Origin of the sequence: Enterococcus sp. E4-150 (assembly GCF_035726465.1) — a bacterium.
GTDB lineage: Bacteria > Bacillota > Bacilli > Lactobacillales > Enterococcaceae > Enterococcus_B > Enterococcus_B faecium.
On sequence record NZ_JAPRGK010000009.1, the window covers coordinates 13,968 to 40,848 of the forward strand.

Annotated in this window: 22 protein-coding genes and 3 pseudogenes; 17 read left to right on the forward strand and 8 right to left on the reverse strand. The window is 38.8% G+C overall.

Going from position 1 to position 26,881, the window contains the following annotated elements; all coding sequences use genetic code 11:
* Positions 1 to 131 precede the first annotated feature (131 nt).
* The 3 genes and pseudogenes from OZ002_RS08755 (at position 132) to OZ002_RS08765 (ending at position 3,446) form a co-directional block, all read left to right on the forward strand.
* Positions 132 to 1,511: an FAD-dependent oxidoreductase gene (locus OZ002_RS08755; RefSeq protein ID WP_002286868.1), complete on the forward strand. Its 1,380-nt coding sequence runs from the start codon at positions 132 to 134 to the stop codon at positions 1,509 to 1,511.
* A 280-nt stretch (positions 1,512 to 1,791) separates the two neighbouring features.
* A pseudogene (locus OZ002_RS08760) lies at positions 1,792 to 2,589 on the forward strand (IS3 family transposase); the annotation flags it as partial.
* 188 nt (positions 2,590 to 2,777) lie between these two features.
* A complete protein-coding gene (locus OZ002_RS08765; protein ID WP_002297894.1) occupies positions 2,778 to 3,446 on the forward strand; it encodes a DUF421 domain-containing protein in 669 nt (222 codons plus the stop codon).
* 195 nt (positions 3,447 to 3,641) lie between these two features.
* On the opposite strand, the gene OZ002_RS08770 is transcribed toward OZ002_RS08765, so the two are convergent.
* The 5 genes from OZ002_RS08770 to OZ002_RS08790 all read right to left on the reverse strand — a co-directional run bounded on the left by OZ002_RS08770 (position 3,642) and on the right by OZ002_RS08790 (position 9,233).
* A complete protein-coding gene (locus OZ002_RS08770; protein WP_002293692.1) occupies positions 3,642 to 4,028 on the reverse strand; it encodes a hypothetical protein in 387 nt (128 codons plus the stop codon).
* The gene (locus OZ002_RS08775; RefSeq protein ID WP_156249086.1) at positions 4,000 to 5,382 is read right to left on the reverse strand and encodes a Y-family DNA polymerase; all 1,383 of its coding nucleotides are present in this window, start codon (positions 5,380 to 5,382) and stop codon (positions 4,000 to 4,002) included. Before OZ002_RS08775 ends, OZ002_RS08770 begins: the two co-directional genes overlap by 29 nt.
* A gap of 155 nt (positions 5,383 to 5,537) precedes the next feature.
* Positions 5,538 to 6,725, reverse strand: coding sequence for a galactokinase (locus OZ002_RS08780; protein ID WP_002286858.1), 1,188 nt, complete (start codon positions 6,723 to 6,725; stop codon positions 5,538 to 5,540).
* 6 nt (positions 6,726 to 6,731) lie between these two features.
* Positions 6,732 to 7,763 carry an aldose epimerase family protein gene (locus OZ002_RS08785; RefSeq protein ID WP_125179204.1) on the reverse strand — a complete coding sequence of 344 codons (1,032 nt, stop codon included), beginning with the start codon at positions 7,761 to 7,763 and terminating at the stop codon, positions 6,732 to 6,734.
* A gap of 15 nt (positions 7,764 to 7,778) precedes the next feature.
* The gene (locus OZ002_RS08790; protein ID WP_002293689.1) at positions 7,779 to 9,233 is read right to left on the reverse strand and encodes a glycoside-pentoside-hexuronide (GPH):cation symporter; all 1,455 of its coding nucleotides are present in this window, start codon (positions 9,231 to 9,233) and stop codon (positions 7,779 to 7,781) included.
* A 174-nt stretch (positions 9,234 to 9,407) separates the two neighbouring features.
* Between OZ002_RS08790 and OZ002_RS08795 the strand changes: the two genes are divergently transcribed.
* The 4 genes from OZ002_RS08795 to OZ002_RS08810 all read left to right on the forward strand — a co-directional run bounded on the left by OZ002_RS08795 (position 9,408) and on the right by OZ002_RS08810 (position 12,258).
* The gene (locus OZ002_RS08795; protein WP_002286852.1) at positions 9,408 to 10,313 is read left to right on the forward strand and encodes an AraC family transcriptional regulator; all 906 of its coding nucleotides are present in this window, start codon (positions 9,408 to 9,410) and stop codon (positions 10,311 to 10,313) included.
* Between the two features lie 90 nt (positions 10,314 to 10,403).
* Positions 10,404 to 11,081 carry an NAD(P)H-dependent oxidoreductase gene (locus OZ002_RS08800; protein WP_125179206.1) on the forward strand — a complete coding sequence of 226 codons (678 nt, stop codon included), beginning with the start codon at positions 10,404 to 10,406 and terminating at the stop codon, positions 11,079 to 11,081.
* The gene (locus OZ002_RS08805; protein ID WP_002286849.1) at positions 11,078 to 11,248 is read left to right on the forward strand and encodes a hypothetical protein; all 171 of its coding nucleotides are present in this window, start codon (positions 11,078 to 11,080) and stop codon (positions 11,246 to 11,248) included. Before OZ002_RS08800 ends, OZ002_RS08805 begins: the two co-directional genes overlap by 4 nt.
* A 113-nt stretch (positions 11,249 to 11,361) precedes the next feature.
* On the forward strand, positions 11,362 to 12,258 hold the full coding sequence (locus tag OZ002_RS08810; protein WP_002286848.1) for a LysM peptidoglycan-binding domain-containing protein: 897 nt from the start codon (positions 11,362 to 11,364) through the stop codon (positions 12,256 to 12,258).
* 54 nt (positions 12,259 to 12,312) lie between these two features.
* Here the strand turns inward: OZ002_RS08810 and OZ002_RS08815 are convergent, their stop codons facing one another.
* Entirely contained in the window at positions 12,313 to 13,683 is a 1,371-nt protein-coding gene (locus tag OZ002_RS08815) for an amino acid permease (protein ID WP_002286847.1), read from the reverse strand.
* A gap of 237 nt (positions 13,684 to 13,920) precedes the next feature.
* Between OZ002_RS08815 and OZ002_RS08820 the strand changes: the two genes are divergently transcribed.
* From OZ002_RS08820 to OZ002_RS08850, 7 genes are all read left to right on the forward strand, one after another.
* Complete coding sequence (locus OZ002_RS08820; protein ID WP_002293686.1) at positions 13,921 to 14,667, forward strand: metal ABC transporter ATP-binding protein; 747 nt, start codon at positions 13,921 to 13,923, stop codon at positions 14,665 to 14,667.
* Positions 14,664 to 15,503 carry a metal ABC transporter permease gene (locus tag OZ002_RS08825; protein ID WP_002286845.1) on the forward strand — a complete coding sequence of 280 codons (840 nt, stop codon included), beginning with the start codon at positions 14,664 to 14,666 and terminating at the stop codon, positions 15,501 to 15,503. Before OZ002_RS08820 ends, OZ002_RS08825 begins: the two co-directional genes overlap by 4 nt.
* Positions 15,504 to 16,454 (forward strand): metal ABC transporter substrate-binding protein, encoded by a 951-nt coding sequence (locus OZ002_RS08830; RefSeq protein WP_002286843.1) that lies wholly within the window; start codon positions 15,504 to 15,506, stop codon positions 16,452 to 16,454.
* 140 nt (positions 16,455 to 16,594) lie between these two features.
* The gene (locus tag OZ002_RS08835; protein ID WP_002286840.1) at positions 16,595 to 17,347 is read left to right on the forward strand and encodes a hypothetical protein; all 753 of its coding nucleotides are present in this window, start codon (positions 16,595 to 16,597) and stop codon (positions 17,345 to 17,347) included.
* Between the two features lie 18 nt (positions 17,348 to 17,365).
* A complete protein-coding gene (gene queG / locus OZ002_RS08840; RefSeq protein ID WP_002293684.1) occupies positions 17,366 to 18,517 on the forward strand; it encodes a tRNA epoxyqueuosine(34) reductase QueG in 1,152 nt (383 codons plus the stop codon).
* Positions 18,518 to 18,900: 383 nt separating this feature from the next.
* Positions 18,901 to 19,509 (forward strand): LysM peptidoglycan-binding domain-containing protein, encoded by a 609-nt coding sequence (locus tag OZ002_RS08845; protein ID WP_002286836.1) that lies wholly within the window; start codon positions 18,901 to 18,903, stop codon positions 19,507 to 19,509.
* 167 nt (positions 19,510 to 19,676) lie between these two features.
* Complete coding sequence (locus OZ002_RS08850) at positions 19,677 to 21,314, forward strand: phosphoenolpyruvate carboxykinase (ATP) (RefSeq protein ID WP_002327662.1); 1,638 nt, start codon at positions 19,677 to 19,679, stop codon at positions 21,312 to 21,314.
* A 71-nt stretch (positions 21,315 to 21,385) separates the two neighbouring features.
* On the opposite strand, the gene OZ002_RS08855 is transcribed toward OZ002_RS08850, so the two are convergent.
* Positions 21,386 to 22,498: an NAD(P)/FAD-dependent oxidoreductase gene (locus tag OZ002_RS08855; RefSeq protein WP_002286834.1), complete on the reverse strand. Its 1,113-nt coding sequence runs from the start codon at positions 22,496 to 22,498 to the stop codon at positions 21,386 to 21,388.
* 74 nt (positions 22,499 to 22,572) lie between these two features.
* A pseudogene (locus tag OZ002_RS08860) lies at positions 22,573 to 23,946 on the reverse strand (MFS transporter).
* A gap of 220 nt (positions 23,947 to 24,166) precedes the next feature.
* Between OZ002_RS08860 and OZ002_RS08865 the strand changes: the two are divergent.
* The 3 genes and pseudogenes from OZ002_RS08865 (at position 24,167) to OZ002_RS08875 (ending at position 26,858) form a co-directional block, all read left to right on the forward strand.
* Positions 24,167 to 24,785, forward strand: a pseudogene (locus OZ002_RS08865) (GyrI-like domain-containing protein).
* A gap of 97 nt (positions 24,786 to 24,882) precedes the next feature.
* Positions 24,883 to 25,338, forward strand: coding sequence for an arginine repressor (argR, locus tag OZ002_RS08870; protein ID WP_002286829.1), 456 nt, complete (start codon positions 24,883 to 24,885; stop codon positions 25,336 to 25,338).
* 17 nt (positions 25,339 to 25,355) lie between these two features.
* On the forward strand, positions 25,356 to 26,858 hold the full coding sequence (locus OZ002_RS08875; protein ID WP_156249087.1) for a phosphomannomutase/phosphoglucomutase: 1,503 nt from the start codon (positions 25,356 to 25,358) through the stop codon (positions 26,856 to 26,858).
* The last annotated feature ends 23 nt before the right edge of the window (positions 26,859 to 26,881 follow it).

A 26,881-nucleotide genomic window follows, 5' to 3' on the forward strand; every position in this document is an offset into this window, starting at 1 on the left:
ATTCTGCAAGGAGACGATTGTTTTTTAAATTTAGTTCAAATGAACGCGTTTCTTTTGATTCATAACTAATGTAATGTTAAGTTTAAATTGTTTAGAATGATTTTAAAAGAATATTCAAGGAGGTTTCATCAATGGAAAAAATCAAAGTTGTCATTGTAGGTGCATCTCATGGAGGGCATCAATCGATCTTGGAACTATTGACACGATACGGTGAAAATGTAGATATCACGCTATTTGAAGCAGGAGACTATATTTCCTTCATGTCATGTGGTATGGAGCTGTATTTAGAAGACAAGGTAACAGATGTAAATGATGTACGTAATTTCAGACCAGAAAACTTTCCGCAATCCAATGTTCATATTTTAAATAATCACGAAGTAAAAACGATCGATGCCGATAAAAAAACAGTAACGGTTACTAGCGCATCAGATAACGAAACAAAAGAATATCCTTATGACAAATTGATTTTGAGTTCTGGTGTCAAACCAAACAATCTGCCAGTACCAGGAGCAGATCTAGAAAATGTCTACTTGATGCGTGGATACAATTGGGCAACCAAAATCAAAGAAAAATTAAATGATCCGGCTATTAAAAAAATCGCTGTCGTAGGTGCGGGTTACATTGGGATCGAAGCAGCAGAAGCAAGCCGAAAAGCTGGGAAAGAAGTCGTATTGCTTGATGTGATCGATAGACCTTTAGGCACTTATTTAGATGCTGAGATGACAGATATTTTAGAACAACACCTAAATGAAAACGGTATTGAAGTTTTGACAAATGCAAAAATCGAAGCTTTTACTGGTAACGGAAAAGTTGAGGCAATCAAAACAAGTGAAAAAGAAATCCCAGCAGATCTAGTCATTCAAGCTGCCGGTGTGAAGGCAAATACAGAATGGTTAAAAGGGATCGTCGACTTAGATGAACGTGGCTGGATCCAAACAAATGAATACTTGCAAACGAATCTTCCAGATGTGTATGCAGTAGGAGATGCTACACTTGCTTATTCTATCCCAGCACGCAAAAAAATGCCGATCGCTTTAGCGACTGTTGCACGTAGAGAAGCACGTTATGTAGTAAAACATCTTTTTGAAGAAGTACCAAACAAACCGTTCGGCGGAGTCGTAGGTTCCTCTGCATTAAGTGTCTTTGACTATCATTTTGCAGCAAGCGGATTGAATAGCTTTACAGCAGCAAAAGCAGGAGTAGATGTACGAGTGTCTTATTATGAAGATACGTTAAGACCAAAATATGTACCAGAAGAACAAGGAAATCCAAAAGTGTCCATCCAATTATTCTCGGATCCAATGACCCATCAATTGCTAGGAGGAGCAGTATTATCTACCTATGATGTTACAGGTCAAGGAAATGTATTGGCACTAGCGATCCAAAACAAACTGACTTTAGAAGAACTAGCAGAAGCTGACTTCTTCTTCCAGCCAGGCTTTGACCGACAATGGAGCATGTTGAATCTAGCCGCTCAACAAGCGTTAGGAGAAGAACCATTTGTAGAATAAGAAAACGAAATATTTGAAAAGAGGTTGTGAAAAAGCTGCCTTGCATCAAGTAATAAGAACAGCCAAGTAAAAACAGCTTCTTATGTTTTTAACTTGGCTGGACTTATTACCGCAGATGCAAGCTTTTGAACACCGTTTATTTTCAAAAAAGGGATTGTGACACGATTTGTGTACCGACCCCCAAAAGTTAGACCAAAAAATCTAACTTTTGGAGGTCGGTATTTTTTATGGTTAAATATACTTTTGAACTTAAATTAAAGATCGTTCATGATTATTTGGATGGCAAAGGCGATTGGACCGTAAAAATCCAGATCAAGAGATTGAAGCGGAAATGCTTAAAATTCGGGAGAAGCACAAGGATTATGGCTGTTTACGGATGACCAATGAACTAAGAAACCGCGGTTTCTCTATCAATAAAAAGAAAGTTCAGCGCTTGATCAAGAAGCTAGGAATAAAAGTAACGGCATACACGCGTAAATCACGTCGCTACAATTCTTATCGAGGAAAAGTTGGAGCAGTAGCCAAAAATCGGATCCATCGTCGTTTCTACACCAGTATCTGCCATCAGAAAATCACGACGGATACAACTGAATTTAAATACCATGAAGTGGATGCCAAAGGCATTATCCGTCAAAAGAAATTGTATCTAGATCCTTTTATGGATATGTTCAATAGTGAGATTTTATCCTATCGTATCTCTGAAAAGCCCAATGCATTAGCGGTAATGGAAGGTTTGGAGGAAGCTATCCAGACCACTAACGATTGTCCCTATCGTCGTACGTTTCACTCAGATCAAGGTTGGGCGTATCAAATGAAAGCTTATAGAAACAAATTGAAGGAGTACAAAATCTTTCAAAGCATGTCTCGGAAAGGGAACTGCTTAGATAATTCACTTATGGAGAATTTTTTTGGCTTATTAAAACAAGAGATTTTTCACGGGAAAGTTTATAACTGTTTCGAGGAATTAAAATCAGCCATCGATAGCTATATCTATTACTACAATAATGAACGGATAAAACAGAAATTAAACTGGCAAAGTCTCGTCCAATTTCGTAAAACAACCGTAACGGTTGTGTAAAAATATCATTTTAGAGCATGAAAAAAAGGAGTGGATTTCTCCACTCCAAAAAAGTCTAACTTTTGGGGGTCACTACAGTGTCACAGTCCTTTTTTTAGTAAAAGGATACATTTCTTCCTTGTATATTCCATGCGTGTTCGTGAGAAAGCATATATAATTTAATTAACAGATAGTTAGGGGGAGAAAAAATGATTTTTTCAATTACAATGAAACTGGTATTCGGGTTGATCGGTTTATTATTAGTGGTACGTTTGCTTGGGAAGAAATCCATGTCAGAAATCACACCGTTTGATTTAGTCTATACGCTTGTTTTAGGTGGGATCTTAGAAGAATCAACCTATGATGACAATGTCCATGTAGGGCATGTCCTATTTGCCATTGCGCTTTGGGCAGTAATGATTTATGGTATCGAACGTATCGTCCAAAGAAATGAAAAGGTCAATCGTTGGGTCAAAGGCGAGCCATCTGTTCTAATCAAAGACGGCGTCATCAACATGACAGAGTTGACAAATAACCATATCGAGATGGAGCAGTTGCGAGCAATCTTAAGACAGCAGGAATGCTTTTCTCTTGAAAATGCCAAACATGTTATCCTAGAGAATGCCGGTCAAATGAGTGTATTGAAAAAATCAGATGAAGACAAAGCTTTATCGATCCTGCTTGTAGATGAAGGGCAAATTCAGCATAAAGTGCTTCAGTCCAATCAATTGACTGAATCATGGCTTATGGAGAACTTGAAGAAAGAAGGCTATGCAGATGTAAAACAGCTGATTTATGTTGAATGGTCAGAAGAAAAAGGGCTCTACATACTAAATAAAGAAGACGTCATGCATGAATCTTACCGAATAGATGGATAGACAGAGGTTGTGAAATCAGCGCCTTGGATTGTTACTCAAAACTAAGCGACTTTTTCACAACCTCTGATATCTAATATACGTTGTTCCAGAAGTTGCTTCTTCGAAAAATAAGCCAAAATTCCACAAAAATTTAAGAAGCAATTTTCGAAAAATCCTTTCTTATTTTTTGAAGTTGATCACTTCTGTCACAACCTCTCATGTCACAAACCATTTTTTTGTTTCCTTTAACTCAATATACCGTACGTCTTCCCACAATATCGGCTGATGGTCAATCATAAAGTAATCTTCATAGGCTTCACCAATGAAGTGCCCTTCGACCTCATCCAAGAGTCTTCCAAATTCATCTTTTAAATTGAGCTGAATGATTACTGCTTTACGAGATAAAAAGGCTTCTGTCAGTATACTATCGATTTCTTGCAATGTCATTTGTTGTTTAGGAAGAGGCTGTTTGCGTGCTTCTTCTTCATTTTTTTTGATACCGTTGACTAGTTCTTCCATCGCAAAAGCAGTCCCCCATTTTAATCCAAATGGCCGATCTCGATACTCGTTATAGTCAATGAATTTTTTTGCTGTCCGTCTCATCTTTTCCACCTTCTAATCCACTCATACCACCTGCATGCCCGCCAACGAGAGAACTACGTGCGATGGCGCGTCCTCCTTGCAAGAGACTATGCGCATGGATGATTGATTGAAAGCCGTATTTTTTTCTAATCGTATCGACAACAAAATCAACTTTCGCTTCATTTATCTGCTTTTCAGGATCTTCAAAAAGGTTAAGCTGTAAACCTGTCGCGTATACGAGGTCGGAAAAGTTCACGCCTACACGCCGAATATCCTGGTAGTGGTAATGCTGGTGGAAAATGGTCAATAAAGCATCTGCTAGATCTCTGCTAGCATTTGTCGCTTCGATTTTCATTTGCTGGTGAAACCCGGTCTTGCCATTTGGATCAAGATAGCCTAAAGAGTATCCTACCCATAAGCTGACTACTTGTGTTTTTGCTGCAGATCGTCTCAAGCGAGTGCCGACTTGATCGGCCATTTCTTTGATAACGATCTCGATTTCTTCTCGTCTTGTATAATCTCTATCTAGGATTTGACTATTTCCGATACTTTTTGATTTTGGTGTATATTCTTGTCCCAAAAAACTTCGATCGATCCCCCAAGCATGGGCATAAAGCTGAGTACCGATGACCCCTAGCTTGCTTTTCAAGTGATAATAATCCGCGTGAGCTAAATCATAAACAGAATGTATACCCATTTGTTTCAGACGTTTTACTGTTCGTTTGCCGATTCCCCAAAAGTCAGTGATATCTGAGATTTTCCATAACTTTTCTGGTACATCTTCATAACGCCATTCAGCAAACATTTGCTTTCCGTCTTTTGAGCCATTGTCTAAGGCTAGTTTAGCAAGTAGCGGGTTATCGCCAATTCCTATAGTCGTGTAGATTCCGGTCTGCTTAAACACATCTTTATGGATCAGTTTAGCCATGTCGTACGCATTTGTTTTACCAAAGAGTGCCATGCTATTTGTTACATCAAGGAAGCTTTCATCGACGGAATAGACATGATGGTTCGCTTCGTCTGCATATTTTTTATAGATAGAATTGATTTCTCTGTTCTTTTCCATATAATAGGCCATCCTTGGGGCAACAATATATAAATCACTTGGATAGGGGAAGGGAAGATCTCTGGCACGGCTGATATTGGTGATGCCGTAAGCTTTTTTTGCTGCAGGACTGGAAGCCAAGATTAATCCGCTACCCCGTGTTTCTGTCGAATCGGACGGATAGGACATGACTACTAATTTAGTTGTAAGGGGATCAAGATCCTTTTCAACGCACTCTACGGAGGCGTAAAAAGATTTGCAGTCAATACATAAAATATCTCTTGAAGGTTCTTTTTCATAAACAAATACCGGATTTTGATTCGCCCACATAACAATCACCTCTTCAACACAATTAGAACACATGTTCTCTTTCCGTGTCAATAAAAAACAGCAATTTTCAAATACGAGCAAAAGGCTCACATTTGGAAATTGCTGAGAGGTTATTTTTATCTATTTGTTTTTAGCTGAGATCGTTGATTTTTTTATCAAACATGAACAGCTTCTGGATCGATCTTTGTTGTCCCATTTCCAATGTGTGCAACATAAAATTCCGGAGCATAGCCGACAACTTTCATGTATTCATCATAGACATTGTTTTTGAAGGCAGGTATATTTTCTTCTTTGACAAGAGCAATCGCACAGCCACCAAATCCAGCTCCTGTCATTCGTGCACCTAAGACACCTTCTTGTTTTTGAGCAGCATCTACTAGTGTATCTAATTCGATCCCAGTTACTTCATAATCATAGCGAAGAGAGTGGTGAGAATCATTTAACAGTTGACCAAATGCTTCTAAGTTCCCAGCTTCTAATTCAGCTTTTGCCTTCAAAGTCCGCTGATTTTCAGAAACGGCATGGCGAGCTCTGCGTATCAATGTATCATCGCCGATTTGGTCAATAGTTGATTCAAATTCTTCTTCATCTAAGTCTCCTAAAGAAGAGATAGGCAAAGTTTTTTGCAAACGTGCCAAGGCTTCTTCGCATTCGCTGCGACGTTCATTGTATTTTGAATCTGCCAATTCCCGCCGCTTATTCGTATTCATGATGACGATTGCATAACCATCTAGTTTCACTGGGACCATTTCGTATTTCAGCGTATTTGTATCTAATAAGATTGCATGATCTAGCTCACCGAAGCCGATGGCAAACTGATCCATGATACCTGAATTGACACCGATGAATTCATTTTCTACTTTTTTACCTGTTTGGACTAGTTCCAAGCGATCTGTTTTTAAATCAAACAGATCTTCTAATACAACACCTACCAATAATTCTAATGAAGCGCTACTGGAAAGTCCTGCACCATTAGGGATTGTTCCTTCCACTAACAACTCAAACCCATGATCGATTGAGTGTCCAGCTTCTTTTAATTTAAGGACCATTCCTTTTACGTAATTTGCCCAGTTTGCTTTTTTATCATATTCTAGCTCATCTAAAGTAAAACTAATGACACCGATATCGTCAAAGTTTGTGGAATAAACTAATATTTTATTATCGTCTCGAGGTGCTGCTACACCTTGCGTTCCATAAGTGATGGAAGCGGGGAAGACATGGCCTCCATTGTAATCTGTGTGTTCACCAATCAAATTGATGCGTCCTGGTGAGAAGTATTGTGTAGTTTTTTTAGGTCCGAATGTTTCGGCAAATTTTGTGTTTAAGCTTCTTTTGATTTCCATGATGAGTTATTCCTTTCTTGTTTTGATTTTGAATTCTGTCACTGTTTCAAATACTGATCCGGCTTTTAAATGAATCGAACCAAATGCTGAGAAGCGCTCTGCACCTGGAGCTGTTTGAGTCTCAAATGTGATGCCACCATGATGTGCCAGTTTTCGGTTGCGCATTTCTGGTGTTTCTGTGCCGAAATTTGCAGTGAAAATAACCACACTAGAAGCATCTGTAGCAATATCTACTTGGATTCTTTTATCGGGGCTAGTCAAGCGAGCGGCTTCTTTATCCAAGCCGGTTTCTTTTAAGAAAAATGGATGATCGATTCCGTCAACAAGATTTTTTTGATCCAAATCACTAGCAAAAACGGACGCTAATTTTTTAGGTATTTGAAAATCGAAAGCACTTCCTGCAGTATTTTCTTTTACCCCCATAGGAATACTATCTGTTCGCAAAGGAGCATAAGCTTCGCTATTGAGCCAAAGCTCATGTTGATCGATTGATTGAGAAGCATCTCCCGTCAAGTTGAAGTAAACATGATTTGTCGGATTGAATAAAGTATCTTGGTCACTGGTGCCGCGAGAGGTCACTCGCCAGATATTATCTTGTGTCAAAGTATAGCGGATTTCCACATCCATTGTACCTGGAAAACCATGTTCTCCGTCGGGACTTGTAGTAGTAAAAATGACAGAAGCTTCATTTTCGCCATTCAAAATGACATAAGACCATTTTTTTAATTCAAATCCAGGAGCACCACCATGCAGATTATGCCCAGTTTTTGGATCTGTGGCTAATTGGTAAGTTTTTCCATTGAGAGAAAAGCGGCCATTTTCGATTCTCCCTGCGGTGCGACCGATAGAAGCACCGATATACGGATCTTTTTCGATATATTCTTCAGCGGTATCAAATCCCAAAACTAATTCTCGATCATTTGATTTTAAACTGACGATTCTAGCACCTAAATCAGAGATAGAAAGTGCTAGCTTGTTTTTGTTCTCCAAGGTTATCAAGTGATAACCTTGGCCAAAATCTTTTTCTGTAATCTTCATTTTCAAGATCCTTTCTTAATGGGAAGGAACTACTGCATCGTGAAGTTCATCTTCCATTGTATCAGCTGGAGCCAATTTGTTTTCCAATTCCTCAACGATTTGTGCATGTTTTTTCTCTGTCAATGTAATCTTCCAAGCAAAAATAATAGCGGAGAAAATCATCAAAGCAGCAGGAGCATAGAATGCATAAGCTTTGAAAGTCGTTACGCCATGAGCAGTGATATCAGCAGCAGTAGCATTACCAGTCATCCCAGAAGCGATAGCGACAAACCCTACGATCCCGTTAGACAAAGCACCAGCGATTTTATCTAGTAAAGGGCGAATTGATAGAGTAACAGCTTCGTTACGGATACCATTTTTCCATTGACCATATTCAACAGAGTCTGTGATCGTCATCAAAGCGGATAAGAAAATCAATTGTTGAGGGAAGTAGAACAATACTAGCCCGATGATAACGATTGGCAAACTTGAACCTGCGATCGTAAAGAAAAAGTAAGAAGAAATCATCATTGCGATCCCTCCAAGGTAAACGTAGCGACGAGAGATGACGCGTGTAAGCATTGGGAATAGTGGAACAGCTACTAAACCAAGTAAGGCAGCAACCAGACCAACGATCCAAAATTCAGTTGGTTGGCCAAGTACATATTTGAAGAAGTAGAATAATACGGCAGTTGTTGCTACATTGGCAATCGCATAAGCGATATAAGCAAGGGCAAGCCACATCAACTGATCATTTTGAGCAACTGCTTTGAACACATCTTTGATCCCAGCTTTTTCATTTTGCTGACGGATCGCAGTATCGACTTCTTTTGTGCCCAAGGCAGTGATAATCGCAGTACCGCCTGAAATAACAGCAGCAATCACACCGAACCAGAACCAGCCTGAAGCGCCTTCAATATGTTTATGAGTAACAAGATAGGTAAAGAAAGTAACGATAGGGACAACGACTAGAGTAGTACCATTTGCACCTAGAGAAGAGCCGAAACGAGCAAACGTAGCAAATTTTTCACGTTCCTTTGTTTCCGTACTCAAAGCTGGAATCATTGACCAAAAAGCGATATCCTTAAATGAATAAAAACTATCCAATAAGATGAAAACGATTGCAAATAATATGATAAATAAAGTCGTATTATGAGTAGCTAAGCCAAAGAAATTGGTAAAGATTGCTACCAAGAGTACGGAACTAACAACGCCGCCGATAACTAACCATGGTTTGAATTTACCGTATTTTGTACGAGTATTATCGATGATGCCACCAATCAAAGGATCAAAAATAATTTCAACTAAGCGGATTCCTACAACTAAGCTTGTAACTGTAGCAATCATTTTTGCATTCGTTGCCTTATCTGTTCCTGCGAACATCTGGCTTGTCACGAATACCATAAAATAAGTGCTTAATGTAACATAGAATGTGTCGTGTCCAAAAGCGCCTAAAGCGTAGGACACACGTTGGATCATTTTGCTTTTCATAATCTGTATTCCTCTCCTGTTCAATATATAATACTAAGTAAACCGGTTACAACGAATAACAAAGATCTTTTAATGACTTAAACTTAACAAGAAATCGCTTCCTTTTTAATATATTTCTGTGACTTTTATTTAACTTTTTGTTGCATTATACTAAAGGAGTAAGGAGGGATAGACGTGGAGCAATCGATTTTTTTAAAAAAGGAACATCAACAAGTAGAAAAAGAATTGTATTTTGATTTTTGTGGTTTCTCTAAAACGATGCCGTTTCATTCTTTTGGTCCTGCTATTCGCAATGATTACATCCTGCATGTCGTGATGGAAGGCAAAGGATCTTATCATGTGAAAAATCAACAATTCCAATTGAAAAAAGGTGATCTGTTCTTGATTCGTCCAGGAGACTCGACGTTTTACTTATCAGATGGAGAAGATCCGTGGATGTATTGCTGGCTTTCATTTGGTGGGAGTGCTGCAGAAGAAATCATTCGGCAGTCGCTTTTCAGAGAAGACCAATACACGATGGTCTCTTCTGACATACAAAAATATATCGACATTATTTTAGAATGCATGAAAGATACGGAAGAAACCTTGGAAAATGAATTACAGTTAACAGCATTAACCTACCGTTTTTTATCAGTCCTTTTAAAAGATGGCGGAAAGGTCAGCGGTGGTGTACAAAAGGTTCACTCCTCTTTAGCTGTTGAGACAGTCAAATACATCGAGGCACATTATGCTGAAAAATTGTCTGTTGAGGAAATCGCCCAGCATTTAGCGGTCAATCGGAGCCATTTGTCGCGAGTATTCAAAAATCATATGGGTACCAGTATCAAGGAATATTTGATCGGGGTACGGATCAATCGAGGGGCGTTTCTTCTTTCTCTGACGGATGAATCCGTGGAAAGTATTGCCTATCAAGTAGGGTTCAATAGTCTAGTCGTATTTAGCCGAATGTTCAAAAAGAGTACCGGAGAAACGGCTACGAACTATCGTAAACGTATGAAAAACGAAAATTTTAAGAATATTGCTTTGGATACCTTGAAAAAACAGTTGGAAAAACAAACCGCAGTTTCTTGGACAACCTGATTAGTCTGGTTAAAATGACAAGCATCGGCAAAAGAAACTTGTGGCGGTTATGCTACACTGTAAAGCGAAGACTAAAAAGGAGGAAAAGGGATGCGTACACTTATCATCATTAGCCATCCAACGATCGAAGAATCTTTAAATCAGCAATTTTTCAAAGAAGCTTCTGCTGGTTTACCAGCTACTTGGCATCATTTGGAATCAAGCTATCCAGACGGAAAAATAGATATAGAGACTGAACTACAGCTCTTGGCCCAGCATGATCGGATCATTTTCCAGTTTCCGTTTTACTGGTATAGTTCTCCTGCTCATTTAAAAATTTGGCAAGATAATGTCTTGGAACGAGCAGCACATGTATTAAAAGGGAAAGAACTAGGAATCGTATTGACAACAGGTGTGGCGGAAAAAGAATACCAAGCTGGAGGAAAAGAAGAATATACGATTTCCGAATTTTTGAGGCCGTATCAGCGAATCGCAAATAAATTCCATATGACCTATCTTCCGCCATTCGTTTTAGCAAAATTTATGTATTTATCCCAGGAAAAACGTTGGGAGAAGCTAATTGCTTATCAGCAGTATCTCTCATTGGAAGGCAAACCATCGCTGACTCAGCGGATTGACTGGTTTATTCAAAGAGTACAGGAAAATCAGAAAATGCAGGAAGAAGAATCTGAAAAACAAGCATATATCGTAGAAGCACTGACTGAGGCAAAAGAGCAGATCGAAGACTTGACCTTTACACTGCAAGAAATGAAAGGAACTTCATTATGACAAATGATTGGCTGATCCAACAATTAGATGAATTAAGCGAAAAATCAGAATATCAAGACCGTGCGCTCTTATATGAAATAAAGAAACTGATGGCTGAGATAGACGAACGAACAATGCAGCTGCAAGGAGAAATCGACGGACAATCTTGGAATCATCTCAACTGGTGAAATTTTCTTATAAATAACAAAGATAAAAATGTGCACAGCGACAATTATTTGCTACAATAAGAATATGAAGCGTTTGATAACGCTGTTATACATAAAAATTGGTGGTGAAAAAAATGTATGATGAAAATGAGTGGGGAGAAAATGTTCGGATGACCCGAAGAAGACAGCAAAAACAGGCAGCTCGTAAGCGGATGATCATGATTGGGGCAGCAGTTGCCGTGTTTTTGATCATAGCAGGAGGAGTTGCGGGTCTATATTTTCATGGAAAAAATTCGTCAGAAGCGAAAAGTACGACCATAACGGAAACAACGACAAAGAAAACAGAGACGAAACAAACAAGTGAGTCATCAACTAAAACAAAAGAGACACAAACTTCTGAAGAAAAAACAGCAAATGGTTTGCCAGAGCAACTTCAAGCAATCGTAAATGATTATTCGAAAAAGATCGAAGAAAAGACGCCTGCATTGATTGAAGAATACCAGACAGAAATTCAGGGAAATCAAGAGGGAATAGCTGGTTTATCAGCAGTTGCTAACCAAAAAGCACGTGAGCTTCAAGCAATCTCCGACGAAGGGATCAGAAAATTACGTGCAGCGTATCAGGCAGCAGAAAATAAAGACGGTGTAGACTTAGATACTTTGATCAATCAATTATCGGCTAATTATACGAATCATGTCGCTAAGATTTCCGATATTTATTTGCAGACTAGCGCCTCTCTTCAAGCAGAGTCAACAAGCACACAAGACACAACATCTTCTGATTCTGAGACAGCAGAGTCGGTAGAAGCTTCTGAAATGCAAGCTCGAACAACACAAGACACAACAGATTCCTCTGAAACTAATACCAACAGCGCGACTTCACAGGCTGCGACAACCGTAGTTTTGGAAGGAGAAGGTCCAAATCAAATAGCCGAACGAACTGGCGTACCAGTAGAAACGATCTTGTCGCTGAATGGGATGAGCATGGAGAATTATTTCCTGACTCCCGGTGAGACGCTAAAATTGAATTGATAAAAGCAATAAAAAAGAACGAAGCTTCCACTAAGGTGAAGCTTCGTTCTTTTTTTATTTTCCGGTTCTTTTTTCGCGTACAAAGTAATGGATCGTCATGTAAAGCAAGAAAACGAGTCCAATAATCAATGAGATTCTCGTTTCAGGATTGATAAACATGAAAATCAATACGATAGCTAAAAAAGCAAGTGTCACATAATTCGTATAAGGAGATAGTGGCATTTTAAAAGGATGATCATGCATTTTATCTGCGTGCTTCTTTTTGAAGCGAATCTCGCTGATCAAAATCACTACCCAAGGAACCATACCAGGCAAAATACTTGAGCTGTATACGAAAACGAAAATATTTTCTGACTGGTTGATGAACATTGGTAGAAGATAATTTAAGATCAGACCAATTAAGATTCCACCTGAGATTGCTACGACAGGATAAAAAGGCGCACCGTGACGAGATAGTTTCAGAAATTTTTTAGACATCTTTCCATTTATGGCAAGTGTATAGACCATACGACTTGCGCTGAAAATCCCTGAATTGCAACCTGATAATGCCGCTGTAATCACGACAAAATTAATCAGTCCTGCAGCAAATGTAATGCCGACTTTAGAAAAAGTTTGTACAAAAGGTGAACCAATCTCACTCAATTGATTCCACGGATAGATACTCACAATGATAAAAATAGCACCAATATAAAAAATCAAGATTCGACCGATAGTGGACTGGACAGCTTCAATGATCGTCTTTTTAGGATTCTCTGCTTCACCAGCAGTCATTCCGATCAGTTCGATTCCTTGATAGGAAGCAACAACGATCGATAATGCAAAGAAAAATCCTTTGACGCCTCCAGTGAAGAATCCACCATTTTTCCAAAGATTTGAAATCCCTACTGCCTGACCATGATTACCAAATCCAAATAAGATTACCCCAAGACCTGCAATGATCATCAAAATGATCGTTATGACTTTGATGATCGAAAACCAAAATTCTAATTCGCCAAACGCCTTGACAGAAATAAGATTTGCCAGCATAAGAAACAAGACGACAATGATTCCGGGAATAATTGCCGGCAAATCAGGCCACCAATAATTCATATAAGATCCTACAGCAATCACTTCACTTATTCCTACGACAATATATTGAAAAATATTACTCCAAGCGGTCAAGTAGCCAGCCACAGGATGGATGTACTCGCTCGCGTAATTTGCAAAAGAACCAGTCGAAGGATCAACGTAAAGCATTTCGCCTAAAGCACGCATAATCAAATACAAAAAGAATCCTGCAATCGCATAGGCTCCCATCACTGAGGGCCCTGTCCAACGTATGGTTGAGGAGGCACCCATAAACAGACCGACACCGATCGTTCCACCTAGTGCGATCATTTGGATATGACGGGCACTAAGACTTCGAGTTAACTTTTCTTCTTCCATACAAAAACTCCTTTCGTTGTTGAGTCAACAAGAAAAAATAATCAAACGTTTCAACACATGTTTCTCATTATTAGGTTAGCCTTATTGAACTCTTGATGTGATTCTACAGAAAATTTTCATAAAATGCGAGGAAAATTCGAAAAAAACTTTTTCATCATTCTACTTGAAAATGCTTTCCATTTTAGTTAAACTATATTTAAATAAAAAGTTAGGTAAACCTAAAAAGGAGTGTAAGATTTGGAACGTACGGCCATTGTAATTCAAGACCTTTCAGCCGCTTATCAAGGGAAAACTGTTTTGAAAACTATCAACTTGACGATAAATCCACAAAAAATTACCGGTATTATCGGACCAAACGGTGCAGGAAAATCAACATTTATGAAATCTTTGCTAGAGTTGATACCAGCTACTACTGGTAAAGTCACCTTTTCTGGACAGCCGGTAAACTCAGTCCGTAAAAAAATAGCCTACGTGGAACAGCGAAGTGAATTGGATCTTTCCTTTCCAATTGATGTATTAGGCGTTGTACTTTTAGGAACATATCCATCTTTACGAATTGGACAAAGACCTGGGAAAAAAGAAAAAGAACGTGCAAGACAAGCTTTGAAAAAAGTAGGGATGGAAGAATATGCCAAAAGACAGATCAGCGAACTATCGGGTGGACAGCTTCAGAGAGTTTTTATTGCAAGAGCTCTAGCCCAAGGAGCAGAATGGATCTTTTTAGATGAACCATTCGTAGGGATTGATGCGTTAAGTGAACGAAAGATCTTTGACATCTTGCAGGAATTGAAGAATTCAGGAAAAACGATTTTGATCGTCCATCATGATCTTCATAAAGTAGAAGAATATTTCGATGAGGTTATTCTTTTAAATAAACAGCTGATCGCTTCCGGTCCAGTACAAGAAGTCTTTACATCGAAGAACCTTCAATTGGCCTATGGTGAGATCATCAGACATTTAGTAAAAGGAGGAGAGAAAAAATGATCCAATCCTTTATTGATGGATTAATGAATTATCAATTCCTGCAATACGCTTTGGTCACTTCCATGCTTGTAGGACTTGCTTCTGGAGTCATCGGTTCTTTTATTATTTTACGAGGGATGTCTTTGATGGGAGACGCTATCTCTCACGCAGTTCTTCCAGGTGTAGCCATTTCTTATATGTTTGGTTTTAGTTACATCTTTGGAGCCACTGCTTTTGGGATGCTAACAGCAGCAGTGATTGGTTTCGTGACTCAGCGGAGCCGATTGAAAAATGATACAGCGATTGGAATTGTCTTTAGCTCCTTTTTTGCATTAGGGATTATCTTGATTTCATATGCCCAGAGTGCGACAGATTTGTATCATATTTTATTTGGGAATGTCTTAGCTGTTAGGGAAAGCGATTTGTTGCTGACAGCACTCGTTAGTGGAATCGTCTTGATATTTGTCTTTTTCTTTTATAAAGAATTGAAGATCACATCATTCGATCCGACAATGGCAAAAGCTTATGGGCTGAACACATCGCTGATCCATTATCTTTTGATGTTCTTTTTGACATTAGTGGCTGTAGTCAGTTTACAGACAGTAGGAACAATCTTGGTGATTGCCATGTTGATCACACCAGCCGCCACGGCTTACTTGCTAACGAACCATTTACTGAAAATGATCATTACAGCTGCAGGAATCGGTATGCTAAGTGCAGTTGTCGGTGTGTTTTTCAGTTATAGTTACAATTGGCCATCAGGAGCTACGATCGTGTTAGCATGTACCGCATTTTTTATCCTTGCTTTTTTATTTTCTCCAACAAAAGGAATTTTATTTCAGAAAGGAAGCAGATAGATGAAAACAAAAAAATCACTCTTTTTAATCTTGGCAGTTAGTTTCTTGGTATTAGCCGGTTGCGGAAAGCAGGCTTCTGACCAAGCGGATGAAGGAAGTAAAGAAAAGTTGTCAGTCGTGGCTACCAATTCGATCTTGGCGGACATGGCAAAAGAGGTCGGAACAGATCAAATAGATATCCACAGTATCGTACCAGTCGGAACAGATCCGCATGAATATGAAGTACTACCAGAAGACATCAAAAAGGCAAGCGATGCAGATGTTATTTTATACAACGGTTTGAATCTTGAAACAGGTAACAGCTGGTTCGATAACTTGATGGAAACGGCTAAAAAAGAAGAAGGAAAAGATTATTTTGCAGTTAGCAAAAATGTAGAACCTCTTTATTTAACTAGCGGTGAAGAACATACAAAAGCAGATCCCCATGCTTGGCTAGACCTATCTAACGGAATAAAATATGTGGAGGAAATCGCACGTATATTCTCTGAAAAAGATGCAGAAAATGCGACACTCTATAAAAAAAATGCAGAAGCATATGTGGAAAAACTAAAAGAATTAGATACACAAGCGAAGGAAAGTTTTGCTTCTATCGAAGAGAACAAAAAATTATTAGTAACAAGTGAAGGGGCATTCAAGTATTTTTCACGAGCATATGATTTGCCAGCAGCTTATATATGGGAGATCAATACAGAAAGTCAAGGTACGCCTGATCAAATGAAAGCGATCATTGATCAGATAAGAGCAAAAGAAGTACCGGTTTTATTCGTGGAAACCAGTGTAGACTCAAGAAGCATGGAACGGGTAGCAAAAGAAACGGGTTTGAAAATCTATGATAAACTGTTCACTGATTCCATAGCAAAAGAAGGAGAACAAGGAGATTCTTACTATCAGATGATGAAATGGAATATTGAAACGATCCATGAAGGTTTGTCACAAACAAAAGAAAGCTGAAAAGTGCAAGGTCTAGCTTGAGGAGCAGACCTTGCATTTTTTATAAGAGATATGAAAAAAAATTATGCTGTTTTTCGTCGTACAGATACCTTTTTTGAAGAAATTCCGTTATAGTTAGAGTAAGGAAGGAAGGTGTGGCTATGAATTTTACACGTAAAGATAAATATACGATTAAAGAAGAAGTCTTTCGATTGATCAGCCAGCAGGAAAATACCGACAAGGATCAAGACCTTCAATTTCTTGAAGCAGAATTAGCTAAATTATTCATAGCAAATCAAAATGAGACAACAGAACCAGATGAAGAGCTGTACATAGGCAAATGGTTGTTTGATGAATTTCAGCCTTTAGATGAAAATACCGGTATCGGTTATTTTGTGTTCCTTTCTCCAGTCGGCTTCACACCTGGCGTATTAGTTAAACAAAACGACGAAATAACCGTCAAAGCATGGCCTGCATTATTTTCAGTCATCAAAGCAGAAGGAGTAATCAAAAAGATCCAGTCGGCCTATTATAAAAGTCAATTTATTGCCAACAGCAAATTAATGAATATGTTTTATAATCGTCTAGTAGAAATTGCTAGGCCTGGGAAAATCCCGCAAACATTCACGTACACACAGCAAAAAAATCTCTATGAAGAAGTATTGTATTCCCGCGATCTGTCTGAGTTTTCGCCATGGGAAGAGGTAAGGCTCCATGAACTGTTAAGTACAAAACCAGTTTCATTGAATTTTTTTAATGCATTAGATAACAAAAGAAAATTAATTTCAACAAATTATTGGGAAGTATTTGCTGCAAGAAAAAAATGGATGGAAGAAAAGAAGATTGCCGATCAGCAGATCCAGTTTGTCCAGCTGAAAAAAGAAAAACTATATTATGGGTTATACAGCCGTTAACAGCAAGCGAGGAAGACCATGACATTAAAAGAAGAAATCATACAAGAAAGCAAACGATTAGGAATTGACAAAATCGGGTTCACCACGGCGGAACCTTTTGATTCATTAAAAGAATCGTTGGAAGAACAAAAAGCAGCTGGCCATACTTCTGGCTTTGAACATCCAAATATCGATGAGCGTCTTTATCCAGAAATGACATTTGATCAGCCGAAATCGATCATTTCCATTGCACTTGCGTATCCTACTAGGATCCATGAAGAAGTGCCTAGGGATGAAAAACGCGGGCAGTTTGCTCGTGCTTCTTGGGGTATCGATTACCATGATATACTCAGAGACCGTTTGAACCGATTGATCGAATTCATCCAAACAAGAGCAGAAAAATGGCAAAAAGAAGAGGAATGGCGTCTAGCTCCGCAAGTAGATACTGGAGAACTGATCGATGTCGCTGTAGCACAGCGAGCTGGTTTAGGATTTATTGGACGAAACGGATTGTTGATCACTGAAGAGTTCGGTTCATTTGTCTATCTTGGTGAGATCGTTACTAATATTGTATTTGAGCCTGATAAACCAGGAGAATTTGGTTGCGGTGACTGTATGCGCTGCGTGACTGCTTGTCCGACAAAAGCATTGCTTGGTGACGGAAGAATGAATGCCCAGCGATGTTTGTCTTATCAAACTCAGACAAAAGGGATGATGCCGGAAGAATATCGTAAAAAAATGCGAAATGTCATTTATGGATGTGATATCTGCCAGTTAGTCTGCCCTTACAATCAAGGAAAAGATTTTCATTTTCATGAAGAGATGGAACCAAAAGTAGACGAAGTATATCCAAAATTAAAGCCAATGCTTTCGATGTCTAATAAAGACTTCAAACAGCAATTTGGGCATTTAGCTGGTTCATGGCGTGGGAAGAAACCTTTGCAGAGAAACGCATTGATTGCTTTAGCTAATCTAGGTGATCGAACGGCATTGCCTGAGATTTCAGAATGTTTAACAGATGTCCGCCCTGTCATCAGAGGAACAGCAGCTTGGGCTATTGGACGTCTAGGAACAAAAGAACCGGAAAAATGGCTTGATGTATTAGATGAAATATTAGCTAAAGAAACAGAAGAAGTCGTTATAAACGAATTGGAACATGCCCAGAAATTATTGCGGAGAAAGTTAAAATAAAAAAATAGTTAACATTATTCAAAGTTTTTGTCCAGTAATTGTTGTAACAATTACTGGTTTTTTTGTATTTTTTACATTTTTTTAAGAGAATTTGATAAAAATCAAAAATTTTTTTGCTTTTTTTTATGGATTATTGCAGTGAATGTTACAGAATCTGCGTTTTTCATTCAAAAATAAAAAAACATAGAAAAACGATTACTTTGCTTATACAACAAGGCTTTTATGGTTTTGTATCAAAAAAATATTTGTTTAAATGTTACAAATATTAAATAATTCGTTATTTTGTCATTAAATGTCATGTTTCTTTTACCTATGAAATATTTCTAAATGATAAAGTTAATAGCGTCGAAAGAATAAAAAACGGAGAAAAAAAGGAGTTTAATATGAATTCATTTAAGAAAATTGTTTTAGGTACAACTTTTGCTGCTGGTGCTACTGCAATGTTTGTAGGAACTACAAATGCTCACGCTGATGAAGTTTATACAGTAAAATCAGGTGATTCATTATCTAAGATCTCACAAAAATTTGCAGGAGACAACTCAATGATCGATGCAATTGCTGAAAAAAATTCGATCGCAAACATCAACCGCATTTATGTTGGTGAACAATTAACAATCCCAACTTCAAATGATTCTTCAGCAACAACAGAAAACAAAACAACAGAAAATACAGCATCTACAACTGAAACAGCAACGCAAGAACATACATACGTTGCACCTGTTGAAACAGTTGAAGTAGCTCCTGCTGCCCCAGCTGCTGCAACAGCGCCAACTTCAAGCTCTGCAAAAGAATGGATCGCACAAAAAGAATCAGGCGGTTCATACACAGCTACTAACGGACGTTACATCGGCCGTTATCAATTAGATGCTTCATACTTAAACGGCGACTATTCAGCTGCCAATCAAGAACGTGTAGCAGAACAATATGTAACATCTCGTTATGGTTCATGGGATGCTGCTAAAACATTCTGGTTAGCAAACGGCTGGTACTAAGCCGATAAAAGGAAAATGATGAAACCGAGAAACTTGTTTATTCAAGTTCTCGGTTTTTTTGTGTGAAAAATAACTCGTTTGCTTCCCACAGCGCAGCAGTACAAATAAAAACTCGAATAATGTATAATAAAGAAAACGTTTTTTTGTTTAGGGAATGAGGAGGAGCCATGAGTACAAAAGAGAGTCTCGAATTAAACGAAATCACAAGTGGAAATCCACTGTTATCCAGTATTCGATCGATTGTAGAAACGACATTTTACGGTAATAATGTTCATGAAGTTTTTGACAGGAAGACAGCTTATCAACTAGCAAAAGGGAGTCCAGGAACGATCATCACAGATTTAACAATCTCACATGCTGAAGAACTAGATTTACCAGCTGATGTTAGGACACTAGTATTCAATGATGGAAGCATTGTGGGAAGAACAGCAAGTGCTCGGCGGATCTTTGAGGACTTAGACAAGGAACAAAGCAAATACGAGAAAATTTTAAGAGAAGCTGTGTATCAAAGTCGCAAGCGCCAGTTTTACCATACAAAAGTAATCGTTGGCCTATCTGAAGAATTTTCTGTGCAAAGTCATTTGCTGATTCCAGAAGGATTTGAGAACAATTTGTATTCTTATTTGCTGAATTTTCAGCCAGCGAATTCGAAGATCTTAGAGACTTATCAAAAGTCTGTTTCCTTTGATGAGGGAGATCTTTATATCTTTTGTGATCCCGAATGGACACATGAAACATTTCCAAATGGACTCATTTTGTTTGATGCTCTCCATAATACAGCGGCTGTGCTAGGATTACGTTACTTTGGAGAATTAAAAAAAGCGACTTTGACGCTTGCTTGGGCATTGGGAAATCGCAATGGCTTTATTGCCTGCCACGGTGGGATGAAACAATATGCTAGTAATGACCAGACCTATACGATGGCTGTATTTGGGTTGTCCGGTTCTGGAAAATCAACGATTACCTTAGCAAAACATACGGAAGGTCACTCTGTTTCGATCTTGCATGACGATGCTTTCGTTATTTCTCGAAAAAATGGTTTTGCTACTGCCTTGGAACCTTCTTACTTTGATAAAACACAAGACTATCCGTCTGATGATCCGGCCATTTCTTCTTTCCTTACTTGTCAGAATGTGGGCGTGACATGTACAAGTAAAGGAGAAAAAGTCCTAGTAACAGGAGATATACGAAACGGAAATGGGCGGACAGTCAAATCACGTTATGCGACACCCGACCGAGTCGATCATCTTAGCGAAAAGATCGATGCTGTTTTTTGGATCATGAAAGATGATTCGCTTCCGCCAATTATCAAGATCAATGACCCAGTTTTAGCAGCGTCTTTTGGTGCAACATTAGCAACAAAACGATCAGACGCGGAAAATATCACTACAAAAAGACAGCTAGATGAGCTAGTCATTGAACCATTTGCTAATCCTTTCCGTGTCTATCCTCTTAGGGAAGACTATCAAGCTTTTCGAGAGTTGTTTTTGAAACAGCAAACAGCCTGCTATGTCCTGAATACTGGATATTTCGATGATAAAAAAATCAAACCTGAAACGACATTGTCAATCATTGAAAGAATTGTGCAACAAACGGCAGAATTCAAGTCGTTTGGTCCATTTGAAGACATCCACTATTTACCTATACCAGATTTTCCTGTTTCTTTTGAGGATACGTCCTATAAAAATCTGGTGAAACAACGACTTGATATTCGTTTACGATTCATTGAAGCTCAGATAGGAAAAGATCTCTTGCCAGATGAAGCAAAAGAAAGTTTGGAGAATTTGATTCAGAAATTGAACTAAAATAACAGCTTTTTCAAGAAGTAATCCATGCGCAATATCGCTCGGGATCCTTACTTGAAAAAGCTGTTTTTCTATGATGGATTTTTCGTAATATAGGTGGAGATGTCCTTTTGATAATCTTCCGTAGGCCAATGACCAGTATTTAAGAAGTTGGCTAATAGATAGCCGATATAAGGACCTGTGGTCAAGCCAGAAGAGCCTAGACCGCTAGCAGCCAGTAAGCTTGGATCATCTGGCAGTACGCCGAAAAATGGGGAAAAATCTGACGTATAAGCACGGGTACCTACACGGAACTCGTATGGCCAGTTTTTTATCTGATCTGGATCAGTCAAGAACTGTTCTGTACTCTTAGTCAATCCCTTATAAGCTTCGCTAGTAGGAGCCAAATCCCAGCCTTGATCGTTTTCATGGGTAGCACCTAAAAGGATCTTTCCATCCATGAAAGGAATGAAATCAGCTTCTCCGTCAAGCATAGCAACAGGCCAGTCTTGACTCATCTTATAAGATGTCTGAAATGCTAAGAGCTGCCCTTTTTGCGGACGTATATCTGCAGCATAGCCTAATTCTTGTAATAAAGGCTTAAGTGCCGGGCCAGGTGTCAAAATTACACGATCAGCTGTGTATTCTCCAAACGGTCCCTTGATGAGCCAAGAATCGCTCTTCTTATGCAAAGTGACTTTTGCCTGGATCTGCTCCATTTGTTTTTGTGCTAAACGCTGACCAAGATGTTCTAAATATGCTTTTCCATCCAGACGACCACCACCACTGATACGCAGTGAAACTGCTGGTTTCAATAACGGAAGTGCTTGAGATGTCTGTTCAGGTGAAAGCCATTCGATGTTTCCAATTTCTGGCGCTTCTTCTTTTCGTTTCTCGGCAAGAACAGCCAATTCAGCTAAATCTTTTTCAGGTCGAAGCAAAAGTGTCCCTGATTGTGCGTAAATCGTTTGATCAAGTTGGAAATCTTTTATAAGTTTAGGGAAAAAAGCAGCGCCGTCTTTAGCCAGACGATACCATTGTTTGTTTCTGCGTTTCGACAACCAAGGGGAGATAATCCCAGCGCTAGCTTTAGTTGCCTGTCCTGTCCCTTCATCAAATAAAGCAACATTGAATTTTGATGTATCTAAGTAACTGGCTAGGGTCATACCAATGATCCCGCCACCGATAATGGCAATTTTTTCCATAAAAAAGCCTCCTTTTACAAACAACCATTTTCACACAAAAAAACGGCAGATGCAACACCTGCCGTATATGGAATCTACGCTTTTTTAGCAAAGAACAGATAATAGGCGAATCGAGCAAAGCTTACGAGAAGCAACAGCAACAAGACGCCTAATGCTGCTTTTGATCCTAATGTAGTAGACACTTCATAGTTATGGGAAGTATGATGCTGGACGTAATTGATAATGACCGCTACTAATGAAGTAGCCACAGCGCCAGAAAACTGCTGCAAGGTATTGAACATTGCGTTCCCGTCTCCTTGTAGTTCTTCATTCAGTGCATTCATTCCGGTGGTCATCATATTGCTGTAAGATAATCCGATACCGATCATATAAAACACATGACAAGCAATCAATACACCCACTGAAGCGTGTCCTATGAGTAGGAATAATGCTAGCCAACCAATCAAAGAAAGAATCAGCCCAGCAAAAATTGGCTTCTTCGGACCATATTGATCCAGCATTTTCCCGGAAAAAGGAGAAAGCAAAGCACCAACCGCTGCGCCGGGAAGCATCGCTAATCCAGCGACAAAAGGACTACTTCCTTGAACGATCTGAAGGAAATTCGGCAAGACAAAAGATACACCAAGTAATAAAAACTGATAAACTAAGAAGCCAATCAAAAACAAGCGGAATGTTTTATTTGAAAGAATAGACAGTCGGATCAGTGGATGCTCCACTTTTTTACTTCGATAGTAAAAAAGGAACCAGCCAATACCGCCGATGATTAAAGCAATCCAGCTGGAAACTGTTCCCAACGTACTCAAAAATGTTAGACTTCCACTAAACAAAAGACAAATTCCTAAAACGCTTATCCAATCCAAATAACCACTTTTTTGTACTGCCATCTCGGGAATAGCAAACCAGCCGATAATCAAAGAAAGAATCAAAACGGGCACAAGAAACAGGAAGATATGATTTCATGTAAAATGTGAAGTCATAATGCCTCCATAAGTGGGGCCAATTGCTGGAGCAATGGCCGTTGTCAAAGTACCGACACCCATCATCGCGCCTCGTCGATTGAGGGGGGCAAATGTCAAGATAATATGGAACATCAACGGAAGAGCGATACCTGTCGCTGCACCTTGGAGCAATCGACCAAACAATAGGACCATGAAGGTAGGAGAGAAGAAATCGATCATTATACCTGCCAAGAAAAGCAGATTTGAAGCTAAAAAGAGTTTTTTGAGACTAAAATTGCGATTCAAATAAGTAGACAGCGGAACAATGATCGAAATCATCAAAAGATAAATCGTTGTTACCCATTGGACTTGTGCAGTCGTTAAATCAAACTGTCTGATAAGAGTTGGGAAAGTTACATTCATGGCCGTCTCGATCAATACGCCCGCAAAAGACATCATCCCTGTTGCAATTACTGCAGGTACTAAAAGCAGCTGTTTTTGTTTTGTCATTTACATCACCTCTAAAAAATTTCGTAAAAAAAGAGAGTGATTTCTATTATAAAAATAGAAACCGCCTCTCTCTCGACACGCCGAAACGTGTTATCTGTACGATTTATTTACTTAACTTATTCTAGCACAAACTGAAAAATAGTGTCAACACGATTAGCCAAGTCACTCAAAAAGAGGTATGATAATAAATAACTAAATGGAATTTCGCGGAGGAAGAAAAATGGAAAAAATTGAATGGCGTAAAGACAAGAGCTATAGTATGAAAAAAAGCCCGCAAATACTAGAGGTTCCTAAAAAAACATTCTTTAGCATCAGAGGGATCGGCGACCCGAATCAGGAAGACTTTAAACGAAGAGTAGCCTGTCTATATGCAGTCAGCTATGCAATACGCATGTCGCCTAAAAAAAAATTGGCTGATTCCTGATTATCAGATGTATACTGTCTATCCACTGGAAGGACAATGGGGACTGCAAGAAAAGTATTTGCATGAACCAGTGATGAAAAAAGAACATTTTTCTTATCAATTAATGATCCGACAGCCTGACTTTGTTACAGAAGCGATAGCACAAGAAGCCATTCAGCGTTCTAGCAAACTTCCGGAAGACTTGAAAGAACAAGTAGTATTCAAAAAGATGGAAGAAGGTCTTTGTGCCCAAATCTTACACGTCGGGCCCTATGACGAAGAACCAGCAACGTTTGAGAAATTAGAAGCATTCATCGCAAAAGAAGGCTATGAAAGAGCTTCTAAAGAACACAAAGAGATTTACATCAGCGATCCAAGAAAATCAGCACCTGAAAAAATGAAGACGATTTTGCGTGTTAAAATAGAAAAAGGTTAGCAACCTGAATGAAAACAAAAAATAAAAGTAAAAAATACCAAAATATGAAGAAATATTACTTATCTTTTGCTATAATCAACATTGAGAGGTGTCTAATATGAAAAAGAAACAGCGACAAGCACTGATCCGCCAGATCATTACAGAACAACCTATTGGGACACAGGAAGAGCTGCTTGCGCGGCTGCATGAAGCAGGCGCCGATGTGACTCAAGCAACGATTTCTCGAGACATTCGAGAAATGAAGTTAGTAAAAAGTCAAAATGAAAACAAAATAGTACGCTATACATTATTTAACCAGCCATCTGTTTCTTTAAATGAAGAACGTTTGCGTACAGCAATTAGACGCGAGGTTTTGCGTATCCAGTCTGTTCAGTTCATGGTTATCGTATTGACTGAACGAAATGGTGCCGATGTGGTAACGAATTGGCTAGATGAAGTGGCTTACCCTGAAGTTGTCGGAACGATGGCCGGTGTAGATACATTCATTATTATTTGCCGCTCAGAAGAAGAAGCACAGCGATTTGCAGAAAAGCTGGAAAAAATGAGGGAATAAATGAGGAGGACTTTTATATGAAAGATATGAAAGCGCTGCAAAATGGATCGGATATTCGAGGAATCGCATTACCAGTTGAAGGATATGAAGTAAACTTGACGACAGACATGGTAAAAAAGATCGGCTGGGGACTAGCAAACTGGATAAAGAAAAAGAAGAAATCAACCGATCCAAATAAAAAATGGACGATTGGGATTGGTCATGACAGTAGGATAAGCGGACCAGCACTGAAAGAGGCGTTGATCCAAAGTCTGAAAGAACAAGGGATACATGTCATCGATTTCGAATTAGCTACTACGCCTGCTATGTTTATGTCCACTCAATTTGAACAGTTCTCGTGCGATGCTGCGGTTATGCTGACTGCTAGCCATCTTCCCTATTATTATAATGGAATAAAATTCTTTACCTCAGAAGGAGGAGCAGAAAAAGAAGATATTGCTTTTATCCTATCACAGCAGCAAAAAATAAAAAGCGAACAAACTGGAAGCGTAGAAAAAGCAGACCTTTTGACACCTTATGCGCAAGATTTAGTCACAAAAATTAAAAAGGGGATTGGAACACTAGAAAGCAAACCACTAAATGGTTGGAAAATCATTGTTGATGCCGGAAATGGTGCTGGTGGATTCTTTGCTGAAAAAGTATTGAATAGCTTAGGCGCTGATACAACAGGATCTCAATTTTTGGAACCAGATGGTCGATTTCCTAATCACATCCCCAACCCTGATAACAAAGAAGCGATGGAAAGTATCAAGCAGGCTGTTTTAGCAAATGAAGCAGATCTTGGGATCATTTTTGACACAGATGTGGATCGTTCAGCTGTGGTCAGTGCTTCTGGAACAGTCATCAATCGAAATAATTTGATCGCAGTATTAAGTACGATCGTATTAAAAGAGCATCCAGAAACAAGGATCGTAACGAATTCGCCTACTTCTTCTCATCTACAAAAATTCATTGAAGAAAAAGGAGGTACCCAAATTCGTTATATTTCCGGCTATCGAAATGTAATCAATAAAGCATTAGAACTTAATCGTCTTGGGAAAGATACACAGCTAGCCATCGAAACAAGCGGACACGCTGCATTCAAGGAAAATTATTTTCTGGATGATGGTGCATATGTCATCGCGAAGATCCTGATGCTTTTGCCAGAATTAAAAAGAAAAGGTATCACATTAGATGAACAAATCAAAGAGTTGAAACAGCCCGTAGAAGTACAAGAAATCCGACTAAAATTGTTCAGCGATGAACCACGCGAACAAGGAAACAAGATATTAGAAGAAATGAAGCGACTGCTGGAAGAAGAAAAAGGGATGAACTTCGACCCGGCAAATGAAGAAGGTATTCGGTATAATCTGCAAGAACCTTATGGAAGCGGTTGGTTTTTGATTCGTTTAAGCTTACATGAGCCGTTGTTAGTATTGCAGATAGAAAATGACGAAAGCGGAAAGAACCAGCTAGTGTTAGAAAAACTAGCAAACTTATTCGGACATTTTTCTGATCTTGGATCATTACCAGCAGAATAAACCAAACTTCTTGAAAGGTAGTT

Excerpts from the sequence above, each read along its gene's own strand:
- OZ002_RS08765 (WP_002297894.1), top strand. The coding sequence starts at position 2,778 with ATGATTTTTTCAATTACAATGAAACTGGTATTCGGGTTGATCGGTTTA.
- argR (WP_002286829.1), top strand. The coding sequence starts at position 24,883 with ATGAAAAAGAAACAGCGACAAGCACTGATCCGCCAGATCATTACAGAA.
- OZ002_RS08835 (WP_002286840.1), top strand. The coding sequence starts at position 16,595 with ATGAATTTTACACGTAAAGATAAATATACGATTAAAGAAGAAGTCTTT.
- OZ002_RS08830 (WP_002286843.1), top strand. The coding sequence starts at position 15,504 with ATGAAAACAAAAAAATCACTCTTTTTAATCTTGGCAGTTAGTTTCTTG.
- OZ002_RS08785 (WP_125179204.1), bottom strand. The coding sequence starts at position 7,763 with ATGAAGATTACAGAAAAAGATTTTGGCCAAGGTTATCACTTGATAACC.
- OZ002_RS08845 (WP_002286836.1), top strand. The coding sequence starts at position 18,901 with ATGAATTCATTTAAGAAAATTGTTTTAGGTACAACTTTTGCTGCTGGT.
- OZ002_RS08805 (WP_002286849.1), top strand. The coding sequence starts at position 11,078 with ATGACAAATGATTGGCTGATCCAACAATTAGATGAATTAAGCGAAAAA.
- OZ002_RS08825 (WP_002286845.1), top strand. The coding sequence starts at position 14,664 with ATGATCCAATCCTTTATTGATGGATTAATGAATTATCAATTCCTGCAA.
- OZ002_RS08815 (WP_002286847.1), bottom strand. The coding sequence starts at position 13,683 with ATGGAAGAAGAAAAGTTAACTCGAAGTCTTAGTGCCCGTCATATCCAA.
- OZ002_RS08790 (WP_002293689.1), bottom strand. The coding sequence starts at position 9,233 with ATGAAAAGCAAAATGATCCAACGTGTGTCCTACGCTTTAGGCGCTTTT.
- OZ002_RS08775 (WP_156249086.1), bottom strand. The coding sequence starts at position 5,382 with ATGTGGGCGAATCAAAATCCGGTATTTGTTTATGAAAAAGAACCTTCA.
- OZ002_RS08850 (WP_002327662.1), top strand. The coding sequence starts at position 19,677 with ATGAGTACAAAAGAGAGTCTCGAATTAAACGAAATCACAAGTGGAAAT.
- OZ002_RS08810 (WP_002286848.1), top strand. The coding sequence starts at position 11,362 with ATGTATGATGAAAATGAGTGGGGAGAAAATGTTCGGATGACCCGAAGA.
- OZ002_RS08780 (WP_002286858.1), bottom strand. The coding sequence starts at position 6,725 with ATGGAAATCAAAAGAAGCTTAAACACAAAATTTGCCGAAACATTCGGA.
- OZ002_RS08770 (WP_002293692.1), bottom strand. The coding sequence starts at position 4,028 with ATGAGACGGACAGCAAAAAAATTCATTGACTATAACGAGTATCGAGAT.
- OZ002_RS08875 (WP_156249087.1), top strand. The coding sequence starts at position 25,356 with ATGAAAGATATGAAAGCGCTGCAAAATGGATCGGATATTCGAGGAATC.
- OZ002_RS08755 (WP_002286868.1), top strand. The coding sequence starts at position 132 with ATGGAAAAAATCAAAGTTGTCATTGTAGGTGCATCTCATGGAGGGCAT.
- queG (WP_002293684.1), top strand. The coding sequence starts at position 17,366 with ATGACATTAAAAGAAGAAATCATACAAGAAAGCAAACGATTAGGAATT.
- OZ002_RS08855 (WP_002286834.1), bottom strand. The coding sequence starts at position 22,498 with ATGGAAAAAATTGCCATTATCGGTGGCGGGATCATTGGTATGACCCTA.
- OZ002_RS08800 (WP_125179206.1), top strand. The coding sequence starts at position 10,404 with ATGCGTACACTTATCATCATTAGCCATCCAACGATCGAAGAATCTTTA.